We start from the raw sequence: 16979 nt of genomic DNA on the forward strand, positions 1-16979 counted from the left end.
TCCAATATTATTTTGCTGCCCTTTTGACTGCTTCGCTGACTGACTGAACTACTCCTCGGTCTAGCGGACTCGGGATTATATTCTCTTCGCTTGGATTCTCGACATAATTAGCCAATGCCATGGCTGCGGCCAGAAGCATTTGGTCGGTAATCCTCTCCGCGTTTGCATCGAGCGCTCCGCGAAATATTCCGGGGAAAGCCAAGACGTTATTGATCTGATTGGGGAAATCAGATCTTCCTGTTGCCACAACACGAGCGCCAGCACCTTTGGCCACGTTTGGATCAATCTCGGGCGTTGGGTTGGCCATGGCGAAGACGATCGCGTCCTTGGCCATCGAGGCAACCATTTCCTGATTTAACAAATTTGGTGCCGAGACTCCGATGAAGACATCTGCATTTCGGATTACTTCTTCGAGTCTGCCTGGCGTCTGATTGTCTGTGATTTTTGCTAGTTCTAATTTTTCTGGAGATAAGCCTGGCCGATCGAGATTAATGGAACCTTGTCGATCCACAACAATAATTTGTGCTCTGCTCTCCGAATAATCAAGTAATATTTTAGTTATCGCTGTTCCGGCCGCGCCAGCGCCAGAGATAACAATTTTGACATTTTGGATGTCTTTGCCCACCACTTTGAGCGCATTGATGAGACCGGCCAACACAACCACGGCTGTGCCATGTTGATCGTCATGCATGACTGGGATACCAATATCTTGCAATCTTCGCTCGATTTCAAAACAGCGTGGGGCGGAAATATCTTCCAGATTGATCGCGCCAAAAACTGGTGCGATGTTTTTCACACTTCGTATGATCTCTTCGGTGTCCTGGGTCGCCAAACAGATCGGGAAGGCATCAAGACCAGCAAATTCAGCCATGAGCAAGGCTTTGCCTTCCATCACCGGAATAGCTCCCTCCGGGCCGATATTGCCAAGGCCGAGAACGGCGCTGCCGTCAGAAACGATGGCGACAGAGTTACGCTTGATTGTCAGTGTCTTGGCTAGAGATTTGTCCTCTGCGATGGCGAGAGAAACTTTGGCAATTCCAGGAGTATAGAAAGTTGAGAGATCGTCTCTAGTTTTGACCTCAACATTTGGGATTATTTTCAATACATTTTTCTTTTTTCTGGCGTCTATCGACGCTTGTCCATAATCAATCATATAACTCCAAAATTCTTTAATAGTTCGCATCATAAGATTAGCACAAATTAGGTCAAATGGCATATCCTTGCTCTGCTCGTAATAATCTGATTAATTTCAGATATAATATATATAACTTTACAAAATAAACGGAACGAATCGAATGAAAAATATTGAAGTTGAAGTACGCGGCATGCTGCCCAAAGAAAAAGTAGAGCGGCTTAAAACTTTATTCGCCAAAGATGGGAGGCTCAAAGAATCCAAAAAACGTTTGCTAATAGATTATTCTTCATTTATTCCGGGCCAAGAGCTCGGAGACAGGGACAGGGATATCCGCCTCCGAACTACCAATGGCCAGCCCGAAATAATTGTCAAACTTGGCAATTGGGGAGTGGACGAGCGTAGAGAAGAAATCTCTATCAAGACAGAGGAGGGCAGCTTCGAGGAGCTAGTCAAAGCTTTTGCTGCCATGAACATGAGAAAAGGGATGATGGCTATCAGAGAGAGTGAAGTCTACGATTATAAAGGCATTGAGTTCGCTATCGTGACTGTACCAAACCATAGCTACTATTTCGAGGCCGAGAAGATGTCAACCGAGGAAAATTCGAAGCAGGCTTACCAAGAAATTCTGGAAGTTTGCAAAGATTTGGGCCTAGAGCCGTTTGACCAGAAGGGATTTCTGGACTATATCGATCTTCTCAATAAGGAAGCCAACCAGGTTTTTGATTTTGAAAAGTACACGCCAGGATACTTCGATAAGTTCTTGATCTAAAAATTTTTCGTGCTAATCATCTGCCAAGAACTATTTTTTGGTGGCGGATTGGACGCTATAGCGTGATAACCGCTACTTTCGGCCAGTAGATTCATTCGGCAGATTTATTGTATGACCTAACGCTGAATGCCCGGAAGCGTTGAACTCAATAATAGCTTCTTTAAGCTTCTTGATGCCGGTTATTAATTCATCATCTTTATAAGTGGCGAAACCAAATCTCAAATATGTCCTGAAATGGTTGCTGTCTCCGGCACATTTAATGCCAGGAACAAATACGATGCCCTTTTTGTCCTTTGCAAATTGCCTAAATTTGTCATCGGCAATCAGATCTTCTTTTAGATCGGTCCAAATATAGTAACCCCCGGCAGGGGTACGAAAGCTAGACTTGGGAAAAATATCCCTTAATTCTGTAACAAGTTCTTTTTGCTTTCTCTTTAGAAATTTAACCCAGATTTCGATGATCATATTCATATCTTGATTCTGGATAATCCCCTCCATTAATCTCGCCGATATGGGGTTAAAACCGCCTGAACTCTGTACGTATCCACTTTCGGAAATTTTCTCAATAACGGATTTCTCTGCCTCTATCCACCCAAGCCTTACTCCTGGACCGAATATTTTTGAAAATGATCCGATGTTAATTATTCTGCCCAAATCCTTTGACAAAATATCGTCATATTCTATTTCTGCAAAATTGAGATATTTATAGACGTTATCAACTAAGAGCCAGGTGTTCTTGTTTTCTTTGATTATTTCAACCAATTTTCTAGCCCTATCCTTACTCATACACACGCCTGTTGGATTCTGGAAGAAAGGCGTGACATGGATGAATACATTTTCTTCATGAGGAATAGTTCGTAGATGCGACAAAATCATATCCACCGAAATACCCTCCGAGTCCATATCTGCGAAATGCAAACTGAGGTTTAATTCTTTAAATAAGTCTATCATAGGAAAATAGGTCGGTCGCTCCATGATTACTGATGCCCTGCCTCCAGAAAGCGAGATGATTGATAAGAGAATCCCATGTGTCGCGCCGTTGGTAATAAATAGATTCTCTGGATTCAGAATTCTTCGCTCTTTACCCCCAATAAAATTTGCGAGTATTCTCTTAAATCTTGGATAGCCTGAAGAGAATCCATATTGTAGAAGATTCGGATCTTTTTCCTTTGATAAATCAAGAGACATTTGGTTGATTATTCTCGAAAATGGAAGTACTGAAACACAGGGTAACCCCGCGCTGATATGTATTCTATCGTGTATATCAAACATTTCGTATGACATGCTGCTTATTTCATTAATAATCTAGATTTCGGTAATAAGGTTATCTTTTATTTTAATGGTACTTTAACATATTTACTCGACAAATGTGTACATTAAAAAAGGCCTCCTAGATAGGCGGCCTTGCGATTGATTTATTTTTTGACTTCGATTTCGAGGACGTAGACCCCAAGGGCCTCACGTTCTTCTGAGTAAATCTCTCGAAGTAGCCAGAGGACCTGATCCCAATTTTTGTCTGGGACAATCTTGGTGTGATCCTCCACATTCAGCATCTCTTCAAAGTCACCGTAGACACGAACGTCTTTCACATGGATCACGCTCTGCTCTGTGCTGGAAGCAAGGAGAATGTCCTCGCCCGGTCGGATAGTTTTGATATTATCATACCCAACACGCACTTCGATGGTTTTCTGGCCAGACGTAATTTGTCTTAAGAGATGGTTCTTTACTCTTATGGTTCTCACTGTATTCCCTCCAACTTTGAAACTCCACTGCTGTGTCACCTTTCGTGGATGATATGCAGCAGGCATTGCGGCATCCAAGCTCCAACCAAGCTTTTGTAAGACAATCGTCTCTTCTACACCCGGCACGATATGGATATAAAGCTTGTGTCCATATGCCGAAAGAACGAATGGTAGGTCTCGGAGCAGAGCGATCATTGCGCAGATATTGTTCGCGCACAGAGGCATGACCTTGATCGGTTCTCCCTTTTTGGGTGTTGCTCCCGCAACGCCCAAAACATTGTTCTCTCGATCAACAGCGACATACACCAATTTGTATTTTGTGTTAATGTCGCCAGTACCACGTCTGTAGTACCCTTCAAAAAGCGAGCCGACCCAAGAATCATCAATACCGTTAAAACACGACTTTAGATTTTCAAGGATCAACTTGCGTACCTGGTCTTCGTGTCTCAGCTCCATTGGAATTACCGAGATATTTAACGCTTCCTCGATATCACAGCTTGATGTGTCCGCAATAAGCTTGTAGAGCATCGTCTCAACAATCCCAATCTTGTAGTGACTGTCAGACTCACCAGCGATCAGATAACCTTTCCTGAGGAAAAAACCCAGAGCTAAAGTATTCTGTTTTGCAACAGTGCAGTAAATCTGCCTCGCACCGTTGGATTCGGCATACTCTTCTGCTTTCGCGAGAAGCTGGCTACCATAACCTTTGGTCGAGCGGAAATGTGGCGATACGATCAGCGGACTGATTTTGTACGTACCCTGTCTCTTGCCAACCACATGAACCATCCCGACAACTTCGTCGTCGACGCAACCGACAAACATTTTCTGTTCTTTGGAGAAATGTCCGATAGCATCAACCCCACCGGAAATGTGGGTCTGAAAAATCCGCTCGGCATGCGACGTATGGTCGCCACCGTAGTAAGGTTCGAGTGCTTCTTTCATCAACTCGATAACAGTTTTAAGGTCAGCACTTATCGCTTCCCTTATGCAAAGTTCGGCCATGTACAGCCTCCTTCGTCTGTCGCTAACCATGCTTTGGTTTGAGCGACTGGAAACTCCCTTGCGGGGTAACATTCTTATAACATAAGAAACTAATTTAGTCAACAAAAAAATCCTCCCTCTTGCCCTGCTACGGATAGTACATTTCTACAATAGTGCGATCTTGATGCCTACTACGCCGAGACTTGACTCCTGTTTCGGAGTGTAGAATTCATATAATTCGGCAAGAAAATTTTGCTTGTCCGAGCCCCCTACCGCTGCTACTCCAACTTGATCAATTAGTTCGGCGAAAGTCTTACTGTATATTAGTTCAGTTACTTTAACTCTAAAAATATCGTGGCTTTTGACATTCTCGAAATCTATAAAATCGCCAGCCTTGATCATCTTACGTTTCTCGTCAAAAAGACGGCACTCTATGCTTTTCTCGCCCGATGCGATTTTTTTGAAGTATTTTGGTTGCAGGCTCATCTTGTGATCTGGCATAATAATTCCATGTTTAGCTGCTAATTTAGAAGTTTGGCCAGATATTGGCCGGTGTATGATGCTTTGACTTTTACGATCTCTTCTGGCGTGCCAGTGGCAACTATCTGACCGCCGCCATCCCCACCTTCGGGACCCAGATCGATGATATGATCGGCTGATTTGATAACATCGAGGTTGTGTTCGATCACCAAGACTGTGTTACCTTTGTCGACCAGAGCTTTGAGCACTCCGATCAGCTTGTTGACGTCTTCGAAATGAAGGCCGGTCGTCGGCTCGTCTAGGATGTAAAAAGTCTTGCCTGTGCCACGGTGAGCCAATTCAGAGGCTAGTTTGATCCTCTGGGCTTCACCGCCGGATAAGGTCGTAGCTGGTTGGCCCAGTCTGATGTAGCCAAGACCAACTTCAGAGAGGACGCTCAATTTTTGATAGATTTGAGGAATATTTTTGAAAAATTGCGTCGCTTCGTCTACCGTCATAGCCAAAATATCAGCAATGTTCTTGCCTTTGAAGTGAATATCGAGCGCTTCGGAGTTGTATCTCTTGCCTTTGCACTCTTCACAAGTGATATAAACGTCTGGTAGGAAATGCATCTCTATCTTGATCACGCCCTCGCCACGGCATTTCTCGCATCTTCCGCCTTTGACATTAAAGGAGAAGCGGCCAGCTTTGTAACCGCGAATTTTGGCCTCAGAAGTAGCGGCAAATAGATCACGAATGAGATTGAAGACTCCAGTGTAGGTGGCTGAATTTGACCTTGGGGTCTTACCAATCGGAGATTGGTCGATATCGATCACTTTGTTTAGATACTCCAGCCCTTTGATCTCTTTGAATTGGCCTGGCTCTACTTTGGCATGGTGAAAAACTTTGGACATATGCTTGGCCAAGATATCGTTGATCAGAGTAGATTTACCCGATCCAGAGACGCCAGTGACGCAGGTGAAAGTATTTAGTGGAATCTTAGCAGAAACATCTTTCAGATTATTCTCGGTCGCACCAATAATTTCAACAAATTCGCCACTGCCTGGTCTGCGAATTTTTGGAATTGTAACCTTCTTCTTACCGGAGAGATATTGACCAGTGATTGATTCGGGACAGGCCATGATTACTTCAGGGCTTCCTTCAGCTACAATTTTTCCCCCGTGCTCCCCTGCTCCAGGTCCGACATCAATGACCCAATCAGCTGATTTGATCGTATCTTCGTCGTGCTCAACCACGATCACAGTATTACCAAGATCACGCAGGTTGTTCAGGGTTGCGAGCAATCTGTTGTTGTCTCGCTGATGCAAACCAATCGAAGGCTCGTCCAGAATATAGAGGACTCCCATCAACCCTGAGCCGATTTGGGTAGCCAATCGGATACGTTGAGCTTCGCCACCAGCTAGAGTGGCGGCGCTTCGGTTGATAGTGAGATAGGACAATCCAACATCTTCCAAAAATTGGAGTCTCTGCATGATTTCTTTGGTGATCAGATTGGCAATCTGTTTCTCATTTGGTGTGAGTTTGCCATCAATCTCTTTGAAAAAAGCGATTGATTTGCTGATAGTCATATCCGAAAGAGTCGAGATATTTGTGCCATATATTTTGACCCCCAAAACCTCACGTCGAAGTCTGGCTCCACCACATATCGGGCATTTCTTGACGATCATATACTTCTCGATCTCGGTCTTGATATAGTCGGAATCAGTTTCCTTATATCTGCGTTCCATATTTGGTATGACACCTTCATACTTTGTTTCATACCCACCAACATTGAAAATTTCCTCTCCTGCACCAAACAAAATCAGGTTGAGCGAATCTTTCGAAAGTTTTCCGACAGGTATATTTAAATCGACGCCGTACTTCTCTGCCGCTTTTTCCATAGTGCGAAAATACCAACCTGGATGACCGATATTACGTGACCATGGTCTGATTGCGCCCTCGCTCAGTGTCAATTTGGGGTTTGGCAATATCAGATGTGGCTCGATCTCTGACTTGACGCCCAGGCCCTGACAATGCTTGCAGGCACCGTGAGGTGAGTTAAAAGAGAATGAGCGGGGCTGGATTTCTGGCATCGAAATTCCGCAATCAGGGCAGGAGTGTTGCTCAGAAAATGATTGATCTGTTTCTTTTTCGAAATCAAAAATAATAATCTTGCCGTTTGATTCTTTCAGCCCCTTCTCGATCGAATCATAAAGTCGGCTTTTGGTCGAATCATCAATATTATCAGCTTCCAATATCACGCGGTCGACTACAATTTCTATATTGTGACGTTTGTTCTTGTCAATTTCTTTGTTCTCCGCCTCTTCGAGGTCCATGATGGTGCCGTCGATCCGGATACGAGAAAAGCCAGATTTCAAGATTTTGGCGAAGACATCTTTGTGCTCGCCCTTCTTGTCCTCGACTACTGGCGCCAAGACGGCCAGGCGACGAGTCTGGGTATTTTCTCTGATAATAGTATCGACAATTTGGCCAACGGTTTGCTTGACCACTGCTTTGCCACATTTCGGACAGTGGATGATGCCAACTCGTGCGAATAGGAGACGATAATAGTCATATATTTCGGTGATAGTGCCGACAGTAGAGCGAGGATTGCGAGAAGCGGATTTCTGATCTATCGAGATGGCTGGTGAAAGACCTTCGATACTATCAACGTCTGGCTTTTCCATCATGCCGAGAAACTGTCGTGCATAAGAAGAGAGCGACTCAACATATTTGCGCTGTCCCTCTGCATAAATCGTGTCGAAAGCAAGGGAGGATTTACCTGAACCGGAAAGGCCGGTAATCACGACAAACTTATCTCTCGGAATTTCGAGCGAGACATTTTTCAAATTGTGTTCCCTTGCACCGGTAATTTTTATATTATGCATGGAAATAATGGATTACGAATTATTCAAATTACGAATGTTTATTCTTATCAATGCTCCGTACTGCTTCGCAGGTGAAAATTGATCCGCAAAATTATACCACTCTCAGTCAAGTATTTCAATCGTGGCCTCCTTTCGCCCACCTTGCGGATGAAATTGCTTGCATTTTTTTGCGTTTTATTTATATAGTAAGAAAAGCAATCGATAACAAAAAAATATTTATAAATAGGAGCAAGTTATGGAGAACAACATCGACACCATCATCGGCGTCAATGTGACGCTAAAGGGCAACCTTTATAACAAAGGTTCGATCCAAGTCAACGGCAGTGTCGAGGGGGAAGTGAAGAGTGATGAGAACATTGTGATTGGCGATTCAGCCAAGATCAAAGGCCCAGTCATCGCCAAGAAGATAGAAGTTTCCGGCGAAGTTATCGGCACTATCGAAGCTTCTGAGAAACTTGAGATCAATCCGACAGGCAGAATCGTTGGAGATTTGAAGGCCAAAACTTTGATTATCAAAGAAGGCGCTGCTTTTGTTGGCAAGAGCTTGATGCCAGCTACTTCTGCCGCAGGAGACACTGAGGCCAAGAAAGACGCCAAGGACGAAGAAACTGAGAAGGATTCAGCCACAAACGTATTTGAAGAAGAGAGCAAATTAGCCGACAAACCAGAATCTTCCGACAAGCTAGGCTTCTTTAGCAAAAAATAATTAATTCAAGTTCGCCTTCAATTTTCTGTTTTGAGATTTGAATTTTGAATTTTGAATTTTGAATAATGTACTATTATATTTTCGATATCAAGAGATGCAAGAATAAGACACTCGTAACTGACATCAAAAGCTACTTGTCTTCTCTTGGCATTTCCGGAGAATTTACCTATCCTTCGGCCGCCTACACCACCGAGGAGCTTGTCGACTTGGGCATCTCCAAGAAATATAACACTATCGTCGGAATCGGCAGTGATGATTTGGCGAATTCGATTGCCAGTCGCCTTTGCGGGCGACAAGAAGCGATGGGTATGATTCCGCTCGAAGCTTCGGCCGAGCTCACCGCCCTTATCGGAGCGAAAACCTGGCGCGAAGGCGCGGAGAACCTAAGATATCGCAAGATTACCACTATGAAAATAGGCAAAACCGCAAATGGTAGCGGATTTTTGACTGATTTGGAGTTGGCGTTGAAGGGACCGACTGAGATAACGATCGAATTTCGAGATTATATGGTCCAGGCTAAGGTAACCAAACTGGTTATCTCTAACTTCAACCCTGAAATTACGAAGATCGGACCAGACTTTCTCGATGTCGTATTCGAAAGTGTTGCTCCAGAACAAAATATGCTCTCTAGAATTGGAAATTTTCTCGGCATGGGCAAAGATGACCACAAAAGCAGTTTTTCCCTTTTTCGAGGCCGCTCACTCCGACTTTTCACAAGCTCTCAGATTCCGCTCGCCTCAAAGGGCCACGCGATAGCCAAAACTCCTCAGTTGGTCGAGAGCTCAGACGAAGATTTGCGTTTAATCATCGGCAAAAAGAGTGTCATCCTAGAATAAAATCTCCCGTACTCAAGAAAAAGGAAACTTATCAGGCGAAAAAGAAAAAAGCTATTACTCATTGTGTTCGCTTCCCTGACTGTCGTGGTTCTGGCAGTTTTGACGATTTTGTTTTTGAGATGGCGCGAAGCGCGTGAAATTCCAAAGACCGAAACGATACCTGCAGGAACAGAACAAATTGTTTATCCAGCCCCTGCGGCTCCTTACCCGGAGCCAAGCACCACGAACGAGTCGGCCCCAGCTCCAAGAGTTGCGGAGGTAAAAACAACGGCAAAGCCAGCGAAGGTCCTACTCGGAGTCCCCTTCACCTCTCAAGCGCCAAAATCTGTCTGGGACGCTCTGCATGAAGATGCCTGCGAAGAAGCGAGCCTGATCATGGCCCACCGTTATATCGATGGCACTGAGATCGAGAGCATTGATTCTGCCGACCAAGAAATTAATGATCTGATTAAATTCGAGGAGTCCAAAGGGCTTGGCACGAGTATCACGCTCGAAGAGCTCAATAATATTGCAAAAGAATATTATGGCATGAATTCCGGCCAGATTGTTCCCAACGTAACAAGCGACATTCTGAAGGACCAGCTAGCCGAGAGCAAAGTAATCATCCTGCCAGCCGCCGGTAAATTGCTCAATAATCCAAATTTCAAGAACGGCGGGCCGAATTATCACATGTTGGTGGTAAAAGGATTCGAAAACGGCAACTTCATCACCAACGATCCAGGCACTCGCAAGGGTGAAGGCTATCAGTACACGCCGGAAACGCTGATCGATGCTCTCCACGATTGGAATCCAGATAATATTCTAAATGGCGAGAAGAATATCCTGGTTTTCGCCAAATAAATAATCATTAGTAAATGATCAAAGATCAATGGTCAATTATTCCCAAAGGGACCCTTTTAGGGCAATTAAGTATCAATTTCAAAAATTAAGAAATTAATCACTTCGATGCTTAGATGATCATTGATACTTGAGCGTTGATACTTCCTAAGAAAATATTGACCTATGCCAAGTTTTGTGCTATTTTAGTGTTGTATTAAGAATAAAAAGGAGTCCAGTATCAAACCACGGTTTCTTCGTGCCAATAGACAAATTCGTTTTTCACCCATAATTGTGATCGACGACGAAGGCACGAACCTTGGAACTTTGTCCCTCGACCAGGCCTTAGCCATCGCGAATGAAAAAGGCCTTGATCTCGTTGAGATCAATCCTACAAATCGTCCACCGATCTGCAAAATTATGGACTTCGGCAAGTATAAGTACGATTTGGCCAAAAAGGAAAAAGAGAGTCGGGCAAAGCACAAGGAAACAGAGCTGAAGGAGATACGACTTACTTTTAAGATTGGCGACCACGATCTGGAATACAAAGCCAAACAGGCGAATGGATTCATTGCAGATGGCGACCAAGTCAAAGTTTCGATGAGACTTCGCGGCCGAGAAAACGCCCTTGGCGAGATCGGATTAGGGGTATTTGCTAAGTTCGCCGAGATGGCCAACCTTTCGTATGAGAGAAACCCAGTTCGAGCAGGCAATCAGATCGTTGGAATGCTCGTCGTGAAAAAAGAAGTTAAGCAATCATAAAGATTTAAAAATATTATGAAATTAAAAACACACAAAGCAACAATCAAAAGAGTCAAGACTAGCGCAACTGGTAAGCTTTTACGAGTCAAATCAGCCAAGAGCCATCTTCTCTCCCACAAGGCCAATCCTACAAAGACTGACTTGGTTGTCGCTCACGCAGATCAGAGACGAGTCAAGAGATTGACTCCTTATAGCTAAATTCTTTTGGAGAAAAAATGAGAGTCAAAACTGGCGTCGTCAGACGAGCCAAACACAACAAAATGTTAGCAAAGACCAAGGGCTTCCAAGGACGCCGAAGGTCAGTTTATAAACTTGCCAAGCAAGCCGTTCTTAAAGCTGGCGTTTACGCTTACCGTGATCGTAAGGTCAACAAGCGCAACTTCCGCTCACTTTGGATCGTCCGCATCAACGCAGGACTTCAAAGCTTCGGCATTTCATACTCTCAGTTCATCAACAAGCTTCTGAAAGCAAACATCACACTCAATCGCAAATTCCTAGCTGATCTCGCTACCAACCACCCAGCTGAATTCGAAGCAGTGGTCAAAAAAGTCAAATAGTCGCACTATAAAAAAATCCTCGGACAATGTCTGGGGATTTTTTGAATAAAAAAACAATCATTTTTTACTTGTAACTGTTGACAACATCTCTAGATTATTGTATAAATTAGAGTCACGGAAACGGCGGTTAGGCCGACTGTTTATCGTGAAGAGGAGGTCGATATGACCATTGAAAATTTAACAGACAGAATATGTCTGCAAGAAATCCTGCTGAAGCGACTGCTGTTAGAGCACGATCGCCCAGAGTTGCAAAGAGTGCCGGCGATTGAATACGCTTTAAGTCTTTTGGCATACAGGTACCATACGGATGATATTGCTTTAAGCATTATCTATGTTGAGCGTTCCCATCACACACCGGTCGCATCTTTGGCCAACAACATTGCGCAAGCTTTCCTGTTTATGTCTCAAAACAAGCGCGGACTCGGCGCGACGAAAGATTTTTGCAAGAAAGACCGTGATAAAGCCCGTGCAATATGGGAGTGTTACGCGGCCACTAAGCAAGCCAGAACGATGAACGCCCTCTACGGAACAATTACTGGCATTGGATACGGCGCCCATGATCCTGTCGCAATTGGGTCGAAAATAATCCAGGTATTCGGTGGAGAATGGCGCGATTGGGGTGATTCCAGTAACAGTTTTTTTTCTATCGTAAAATTGCCATGGGGCAGTATTGACCTTGTCAAAATTGGCGATGGCATGAAATGCAGTGAAAGCGTAATCACCTTCGGCACACAGATGAACATGGAAAGTGTCTTTGACAGCTTACGTCTTCTTGATGTTAACCCAGCGAGACAACAGGAAACCAAATCGGGGCAGCAAATAATTTGCTTTTCCTTGACGGTCGAATATACCAATGATCTCTTCGACCGTCTCTACTTCCGTATTGTCTCCTTGCCCTGACCGTAAAAATTACCGTTCTGTGCCAAATTTGGCACGGGGATCCGAGACGCTGCACAAAGCAGCGTTCCGCCCCTTTTATCTCAAATCGTTGAGCTAATAGGTAGCGAGAGATCTACTTTTTAAAAAATCCCCTGAGATTATCGGGGGATTTTTTGTATCAAGATAAGTAATTATTTTTTGACTTGAAATTTGTCACCGTGACCAGGAATTATATAGTCTGCGACTGCGAGAATTTTCTTCCGGCTTTCGTCGTAATCGACTAAATTATTTGCCAGTGGTGGATTCACTTCCATATCGGCAAAACTTTCATCGGCCATGGCATCGCCAGCGATGACAATGTTTCCCTCGTCAGTGTTTACTAGCACTGAGATGTGATCTTCGGTGTGGCCTGGAGTTAGCAGTATCGAAACATCTTTGGCAATTTCCGTCCCATCGATAATCTCAGATCTCTGTACGCTTTTCTCCTTTGGAATATGGTATTGGCCGATATAATCTTTCCTGAGTTTGCAGAATATCTTGGCGTTTTCAAACAAATATGTGTTGACCACGTGGTCCAAATGCATATGGGTCAGAATGACGATGTCGATCTGATCGGGAGTTAGGTTCTCCTTGGCCAATGCCGCAATTAATTCATCTTTGTCTCCGAAATAGCCCGCGTCGACAAGGATATTTTGGTCCGACTTGATAAGCGTCGTAGTTGAGCCAATCCGAAGTTTACCTTCTATCGCCTTGCCATGAACACCCTGAACTACTATTTTGATCTCTGCCATATTACTTTTTTTCCTTGCCCCAAATGATTAGAAGTACGAACATAAAACCGATAGTAATTAGAACATCAGCAATATTGAAAACAGTCAGATGGAAAAACGGGATATAATCGACCACTCCACCGAATATGGCGCGCTCTATCAGATTGGTAACCACTCCCACCGAGATCAATATTTTTGGCAAAACTGGTAGCGACTTTGATCGGACAAGTAGCGCTACAGCCAATATCAGAACCAGAATTACTGAGATAAATGCGATTGGTCCCTGCCAAAAGCCGAGATAGAAACTATTGTTGAGGCTTCCGAGGTTAAATTTGAATATTGAGAAATCGATCAACAAAAGCGCCGCGATATAGCACGGTATTGAGACGAATAAATTAACGTTCTTTTTTGGCATTATTCTGGCATGTTACACAAAGATCAGCGTAAGGCATAATTTTCAGTCTTCCTGTCTCTATCTCGTCTCCGCACTTGGCACATTTACCATATGCGCCGCTATCAATTGATTTGAGCGCTTTGTTGATTTTCTTCAACACTACTTCGAGCTGGTCATCAACGGCCATACTATTCTCGAAATCAGTCAATTCCTGGGTGTTGTCATCGCTAATATCACCGTAGTCAGGGTATTTCTTGAGCTTTTTGATCTGCTCAGCAATACGCTCTTTTTCGGCTAGCATCGCTTCTTTTTGCTTCTCGATATATTGTTCTGTTGGTTTCATTTCGATCTCCTGATTTTATGGCCGAGTATCTTGGTCCAAAGATAAATGGCGCCGATAATAAAAATTGCTAAACTGATGATTTGACCAAATGAAATTGGGCCCAGAATCTTAGAGTCATCTCGCCAAAAATCAATAATGAATCGAAGCCCACCGTACATGGTGATCATGGTGTAAAAAAGTGTACCGTCGGTCTTGAACTTCTTTTTCATGGTGACAAATAAAGTCACGAGGATCAAAATTAGGGCCAGACATTCATAGGCTGGGACTGGAATCTGATGATTGAGACTTAATTTTGAAAAAGTTCTGATACCGGAATACTCCCCCGCCATCAGATTGCCAATCCTGCCGAAGAAAAGGCCAGCGGCAAAAGCAACTGCATAGATATCGAGCCATTTCAGGATATTTTCCTTTTGGGCCTTGATCAGAAGGGCGAAGACAGCTCCGCCGACAATGAAACCACCGTAGGAGACAAGGCCGCCGTCCCAAAGATAAAAGATTTCTTTGAGCGATTGAAATTGTTCGTGATAAAGCACGAAATATGTAATCCTAGCGCCAATAATTCCAGCCAAGACAGAATAGACGATGTTGTCAAAAAGAAATTCTGTATTGTAGCCCTTGTACTTGGCAAGTCGATAAACGAGCAAACTACCGATCAGGATGCCCAAAACAGCCAGCACGCCATGTGTATAAAGACTAAATTGCCCGATTGTGAATAATATTGGATACATAAGAGAAAAATTATTAATTCTTAATCTTTAATTCTTAATCAATTTTTAAGTTCTAATACCAAATTATTAAATTAGAATTAAATTAGAAATTAGCAATTATTAATTATAAATTGTTTGGTAGCTATATTATATCTTGCTGTTGACCCGCTATGTCAAGTCTTGATAGAATCTAAATATCAAAAATGACAAATGAGGAACTAAAAAAAGAGTTGAACTCCGAGATCTTGAATGACTTAAGCACCGAGGTCAATCCAAAAAAAGATATCTTGGACCTAGTGATTGACCTGGTCAAAACCGGAGTCGTCGTTTTCGTGGTGGCCTTCTTGCTCCGCTATTTCGTAATCCAGCCTTTCCTTGTTGATGGCCAGTCGATGATGCCAAATTATCATCACAAAGAGTATATCCTGACCGAAAAATTATCTTATATGACTGGAGAGCCAAGGCGTGGCGATGTGATCGTCTTCCGCTATCCTCGCAACCCTAGCGTCAGCTACATCAAGAGAGTGATCGGGCTGCCTGGTGAGACGGTTAGAATCGCGAACAACAAAATTACAATCGTAAATTCTACAAATCCGAGCGGAATGGTGCTGACTGAGGACTATATTCCTGCTGATTTTAAGACCAAAACTTACGACAACGGCGACAGCAAATCTGCCTTTGAGAAGACCTTGCAAGAAAAAGAGTATTTCGTCATGGGCGACAATAGAGAACATTCTTCTGACTCTCGTGAGTGGGGCGTATTACCAAAAACTCTAATTACCGGCAGAGCCTGGCTCACCCTGATGCCGCTAGATCGCATCAAAATTCATGAAAGAATCACCTACAAGACGAGTATATCGTATATTTCAAATCGATTATCGCTTCTTGCTTCGAACTCTACCAAGTAAATGAGTATCAATATAGATCGGAACTCCATTCATCGGGACGACGTCTCTGATGCGATTTTCTAGATAACGAACTTGAGTGTAATGAGGGACTTTCTTGGCTGAAACCACGATTTCAAATTGAGGAGGAGTGCTTCTTTTCTGATTGAGTTTCTGGATATCTTGAAGCTGAGGATTGGATTGCTTGGAAAGTTCGATGATCTCATCCAATAACTCCTGTGGGACTATGGTATTTCTGTTCTCGGCCACTGCTACGACCTGAGTTAGGAGCGAGTTGATATTGACCTCATCTTGAGCAGAGATAAAGACTATTGGAAGCCATGGCGCAAAATTGAGTTTTCGCTGGAGAATCCAGATCGTCTTGGCCATATATTCTTGCTGGTCTCCTGGGATCAAGTCAATCTTGTTTACTGCCAAGATAATGCCCTTGCCCCACTCTTTGGCGTTGCCAAGAATGTTGGCGTCCAGAGCGACTAATCCCTCGCTAGCATCGATGACCAGTATGGCAACATCACAATTCTTGAGTGCTCTCTCGGCGCGAATGACGCTAAAAGATTCGATCGTGTCATGGCCAACCTTGCCAGGTCTACGGATACCAGCGGTATCAGAAATTTGAATATTCTTGCCTTTGTGAAAAAAGCTGACATTGACACTGTCGCGAGTAGTCCCGGCTTCTGCCGAAACAACCGCTCTTTTTTCGCCAATAATAGTGTTGAGCAGAGTAGATTTGCCTACATTTGGTCGCCCGATTATAGCGAGGCTAATATCATAATTAGTATGAACTTTGGCTGGTACTGTCTCATCGTCTTTCAACTCTTTGGCAATAACATCGAGAAGATCACCGGAGCTTTTGCCAGAAATAGCGGAGACAGGAATAGGATTCTGAAAGCCGAGGCGCTTGAATAGATCAATTGATTCGAGACGAGAAACATTATCAACTTTGTTGACGACCAGAAGCACCTTCTTGCCGCTTTTCTTCAGTCTGCGAGCGACTTCCTTGTCCTTCTGATTGTCTGGCTCGTTCCAGTCGACGATGAAAAGGATGAGATCGGCGCTTTCGATAGCAGTATCGACGCCATCTTGGATTGAGAGATCAATCTCCTTCTTGGTCCCTGATTCGATACCAGCTACGTCGATGAGGGTGAATTCTTCGCCCTGCCAGTTGACCTCACCATAAAGACGGTCCCTGGTCGTGCCAGGAATCGGAGCTTCAATAGCTACGCGTTTGCCGCATAGACGATTGAACAGCGTAGATTTGCCAACGTTTGGTCGGCCGATCACCGCTACAATTTTTTGGTTTTCTTTCTCCATTGTTGATTGACTATAACAT

Annotated in this window: 19 protein-coding genes; 9 read left to right on the plus strand and 10 right to left on the minus strand. The window is 43.8% G+C overall.

Annotated features, from left to right (window positions below; genetic code table 11):
* Positions 1–7: 7 nt before the first annotated feature.
* Positions 8–1153 (minus strand): NADP-dependent malic enzyme, encoded by a 1146-nt coding sequence (locus tag WC227_03600; GenBank protein MFA6963773.1) that lies wholly within the window; start codon positions 1151–1153, stop codon positions 8–10.
* Between the two features lie 142 nt (positions 1154–1295).
* Between WC227_03600 and WC227_03605 the strand changes: the two genes are divergently transcribed.
* Positions 1296–1904 (plus strand): CYTH domain-containing protein, encoded by a 609-nt coding sequence (locus WC227_03605; protein MFA6963774.1) that lies wholly within the window; start codon positions 1296–1298, stop codon positions 1902–1904.
* Between the two features lie 72 nt (positions 1905–1976).
* On the opposite strand, the gene WC227_03610 is transcribed toward WC227_03605, so the two are convergent.
* From WC227_03610 to uvrA, 4 genes are all read right to left on the minus strand, one after another.
* Complete coding sequence (locus WC227_03610) at positions 1977–3176, minus strand: PLP-dependent aminotransferase family protein (protein MFA6963775.1); 1200 nt, start codon at positions 3174–3176, stop codon at positions 1977–1979.
* 143 nt (positions 3177–3319) lie between these two features.
* Positions 3320–4648 carry a GNAT family N-acetyltransferase gene (locus WC227_03615; GenBank protein ID MFA6963776.1) on the minus strand — a complete coding sequence of 443 codons (1329 nt, stop codon included), beginning with the start codon at positions 4646–4648 and terminating at the stop codon, positions 3320–3322.
* A 144-nt stretch (positions 4649–4792) separates the two neighbouring features.
* Complete coding sequence (locus tag WC227_03620; protein MFA6963777.1) at positions 4793–5128, minus strand: ASCH domain-containing protein; 336 nt, start codon at positions 5126–5128, stop codon at positions 4793–4795.
* A 20-nt stretch (positions 5129–5148) separates the two neighbouring features.
* Positions 5149–7974: an excinuclease ABC subunit UvrA gene (uvrA, locus tag WC227_03625; GenBank protein MFA6963778.1), complete on the minus strand. Its 2826-nt coding sequence runs from the start codon at positions 7972–7974 to the stop codon at positions 5149–5151.
* 235 nt (positions 7975–8209) lie between these two features.
* Here uvrA and WC227_03630 point away from each other — a divergent pair, with 235 nt between their 5' ends.
* From WC227_03630 to WC227_03660, 7 genes are all read left to right on the plus strand, one after another.
* Positions 8210–8680, plus strand: a complete 471-nt coding sequence (locus WC227_03630; protein MFA6963779.1) for a polymer-forming cytoskeletal protein — start codon at positions 8210–8212, stop codon at positions 8678–8680.
* Positions 8681–8745: 65 nt separating this feature from the next.
* Positions 8746–9516 (plus strand): hypothetical protein, encoded by a 771-nt coding sequence (locus tag WC227_03635; protein MFA6963780.1) that lies wholly within the window; start codon positions 8746–8748, stop codon positions 9514–9516.
* A gap of 63 nt (positions 9517–9579) precedes the next feature.
* A complete protein-coding gene (locus WC227_03640; protein MFA6963781.1) occupies positions 9580–10356 on the plus strand; it encodes a C39 family peptidase in 777 nt (258 codons plus the stop codon).
* Positions 10357–10572: 216 nt separating this feature from the next.
* A complete protein-coding gene (gene infC, locus WC227_03645) occupies positions 10573–11094 on the plus strand; it encodes a translation initiation factor IF-3 (protein MFA6963782.1) in 522 nt (173 codons plus the stop codon).
* Positions 11095–11109: 15 nt separating this feature from the next.
* Complete coding sequence (locus tag WC227_03650; protein MFA6963783.1) at positions 11110–11292, plus strand: bL35 family ribosomal protein; 183 nt, start codon at positions 11110–11112, stop codon at positions 11290–11292.
* Between the two features lie 17 nt (positions 11293–11309).
* Positions 11310–11651 carry a 50S ribosomal protein L20 gene (rplT, locus tag WC227_03655; protein ID MFA6963784.1) on the plus strand — a complete coding sequence of 114 codons (342 nt, stop codon included), beginning with the start codon at positions 11310–11312 and terminating at the stop codon, positions 11649–11651.
* Between the two features lie 162 nt (positions 11652–11813).
* On the plus strand, positions 11814–12551 hold the full coding sequence (locus tag WC227_03660) for a hypothetical protein (GenBank protein MFA6963785.1): 738 nt from the start codon (positions 11814–11816) through the stop codon (positions 12549–12551).
* A 170-nt stretch (positions 12552–12721) separates the two neighbouring features.
* Here the strand turns inward: WC227_03660 and WC227_03665 are convergent, their stop codons facing one another.
* The 4 genes from WC227_03665 to WC227_03680 are packed head-to-tail and all read right to left on the minus strand — an operon-like array spanning position 12722 to position 14765.
* Entirely contained in the window at positions 12722–13321 is a 600-nt protein-coding gene (locus WC227_03665) for an MBL fold metallo-hydrolase (protein ID MFA6963786.1), read from the minus strand.
* A 1-nt stretch (position 13322) separates the two neighbouring features.
* A complete protein-coding gene (locus tag WC227_03670; GenBank protein ID MFA6963787.1) occupies positions 13323–13715 on the minus strand; it encodes a signal peptidase II in 393 nt (130 codons plus the stop codon).
* Positions 13696–14037 carry a TraR/DksA family transcriptional regulator gene (locus WC227_03675; protein MFA6963788.1) on the minus strand — a complete coding sequence of 114 codons (342 nt, stop codon included), beginning with the start codon at positions 14035–14037 and terminating at the stop codon, positions 13696–13698. Before WC227_03675 ends, WC227_03670 begins: the two co-directional genes overlap by 20 nt.
* The gene (locus tag WC227_03680; protein MFA6963789.1) at positions 14034–14765 is read right to left on the minus strand and encodes a prolipoprotein diacylglyceryl transferase; all 732 of its coding nucleotides are present in this window, start codon (positions 14763–14765) and stop codon (positions 14034–14036) included. The genes WC227_03675 and WC227_03680 overlap by 4 nt, the downstream gene beginning before the upstream one ends.
* A 182-nt stretch (positions 14766–14947) precedes the next feature.
* Here WC227_03680 and lepB point away from each other — a divergent pair, with 182 nt between their 5' ends.
* The gene (gene lepB / locus WC227_03685) at positions 14948–15652 is read left to right on the plus strand and encodes a signal peptidase I (GenBank protein MFA6963790.1); all 705 of its coding nucleotides are present in this window, start codon (positions 14948–14950) and stop codon (positions 15650–15652) included.
* Here the strand turns inward: lepB and der are convergent.
* Positions 15620–16960, minus strand: a complete 1341-nt coding sequence (der, locus tag WC227_03690; protein MFA6963791.1) for a ribosome biogenesis GTPase Der — start codon at positions 16958–16960, stop codon at positions 15620–15622. The two genes, lepB and der, sit on opposite strands and share 33 nt — an antisense overlap.
* Positions 16961–16979: the final 19 nt, after the last annotated feature.

The organism is Patescibacteria group bacterium (assembly GCA_041671645.1).
GTDB lineage: Bacteria > Patescibacteriota > UBA1384 > XYA2-FULL-43-10 > 1-14-0-10-43-13 > JBAZBD01.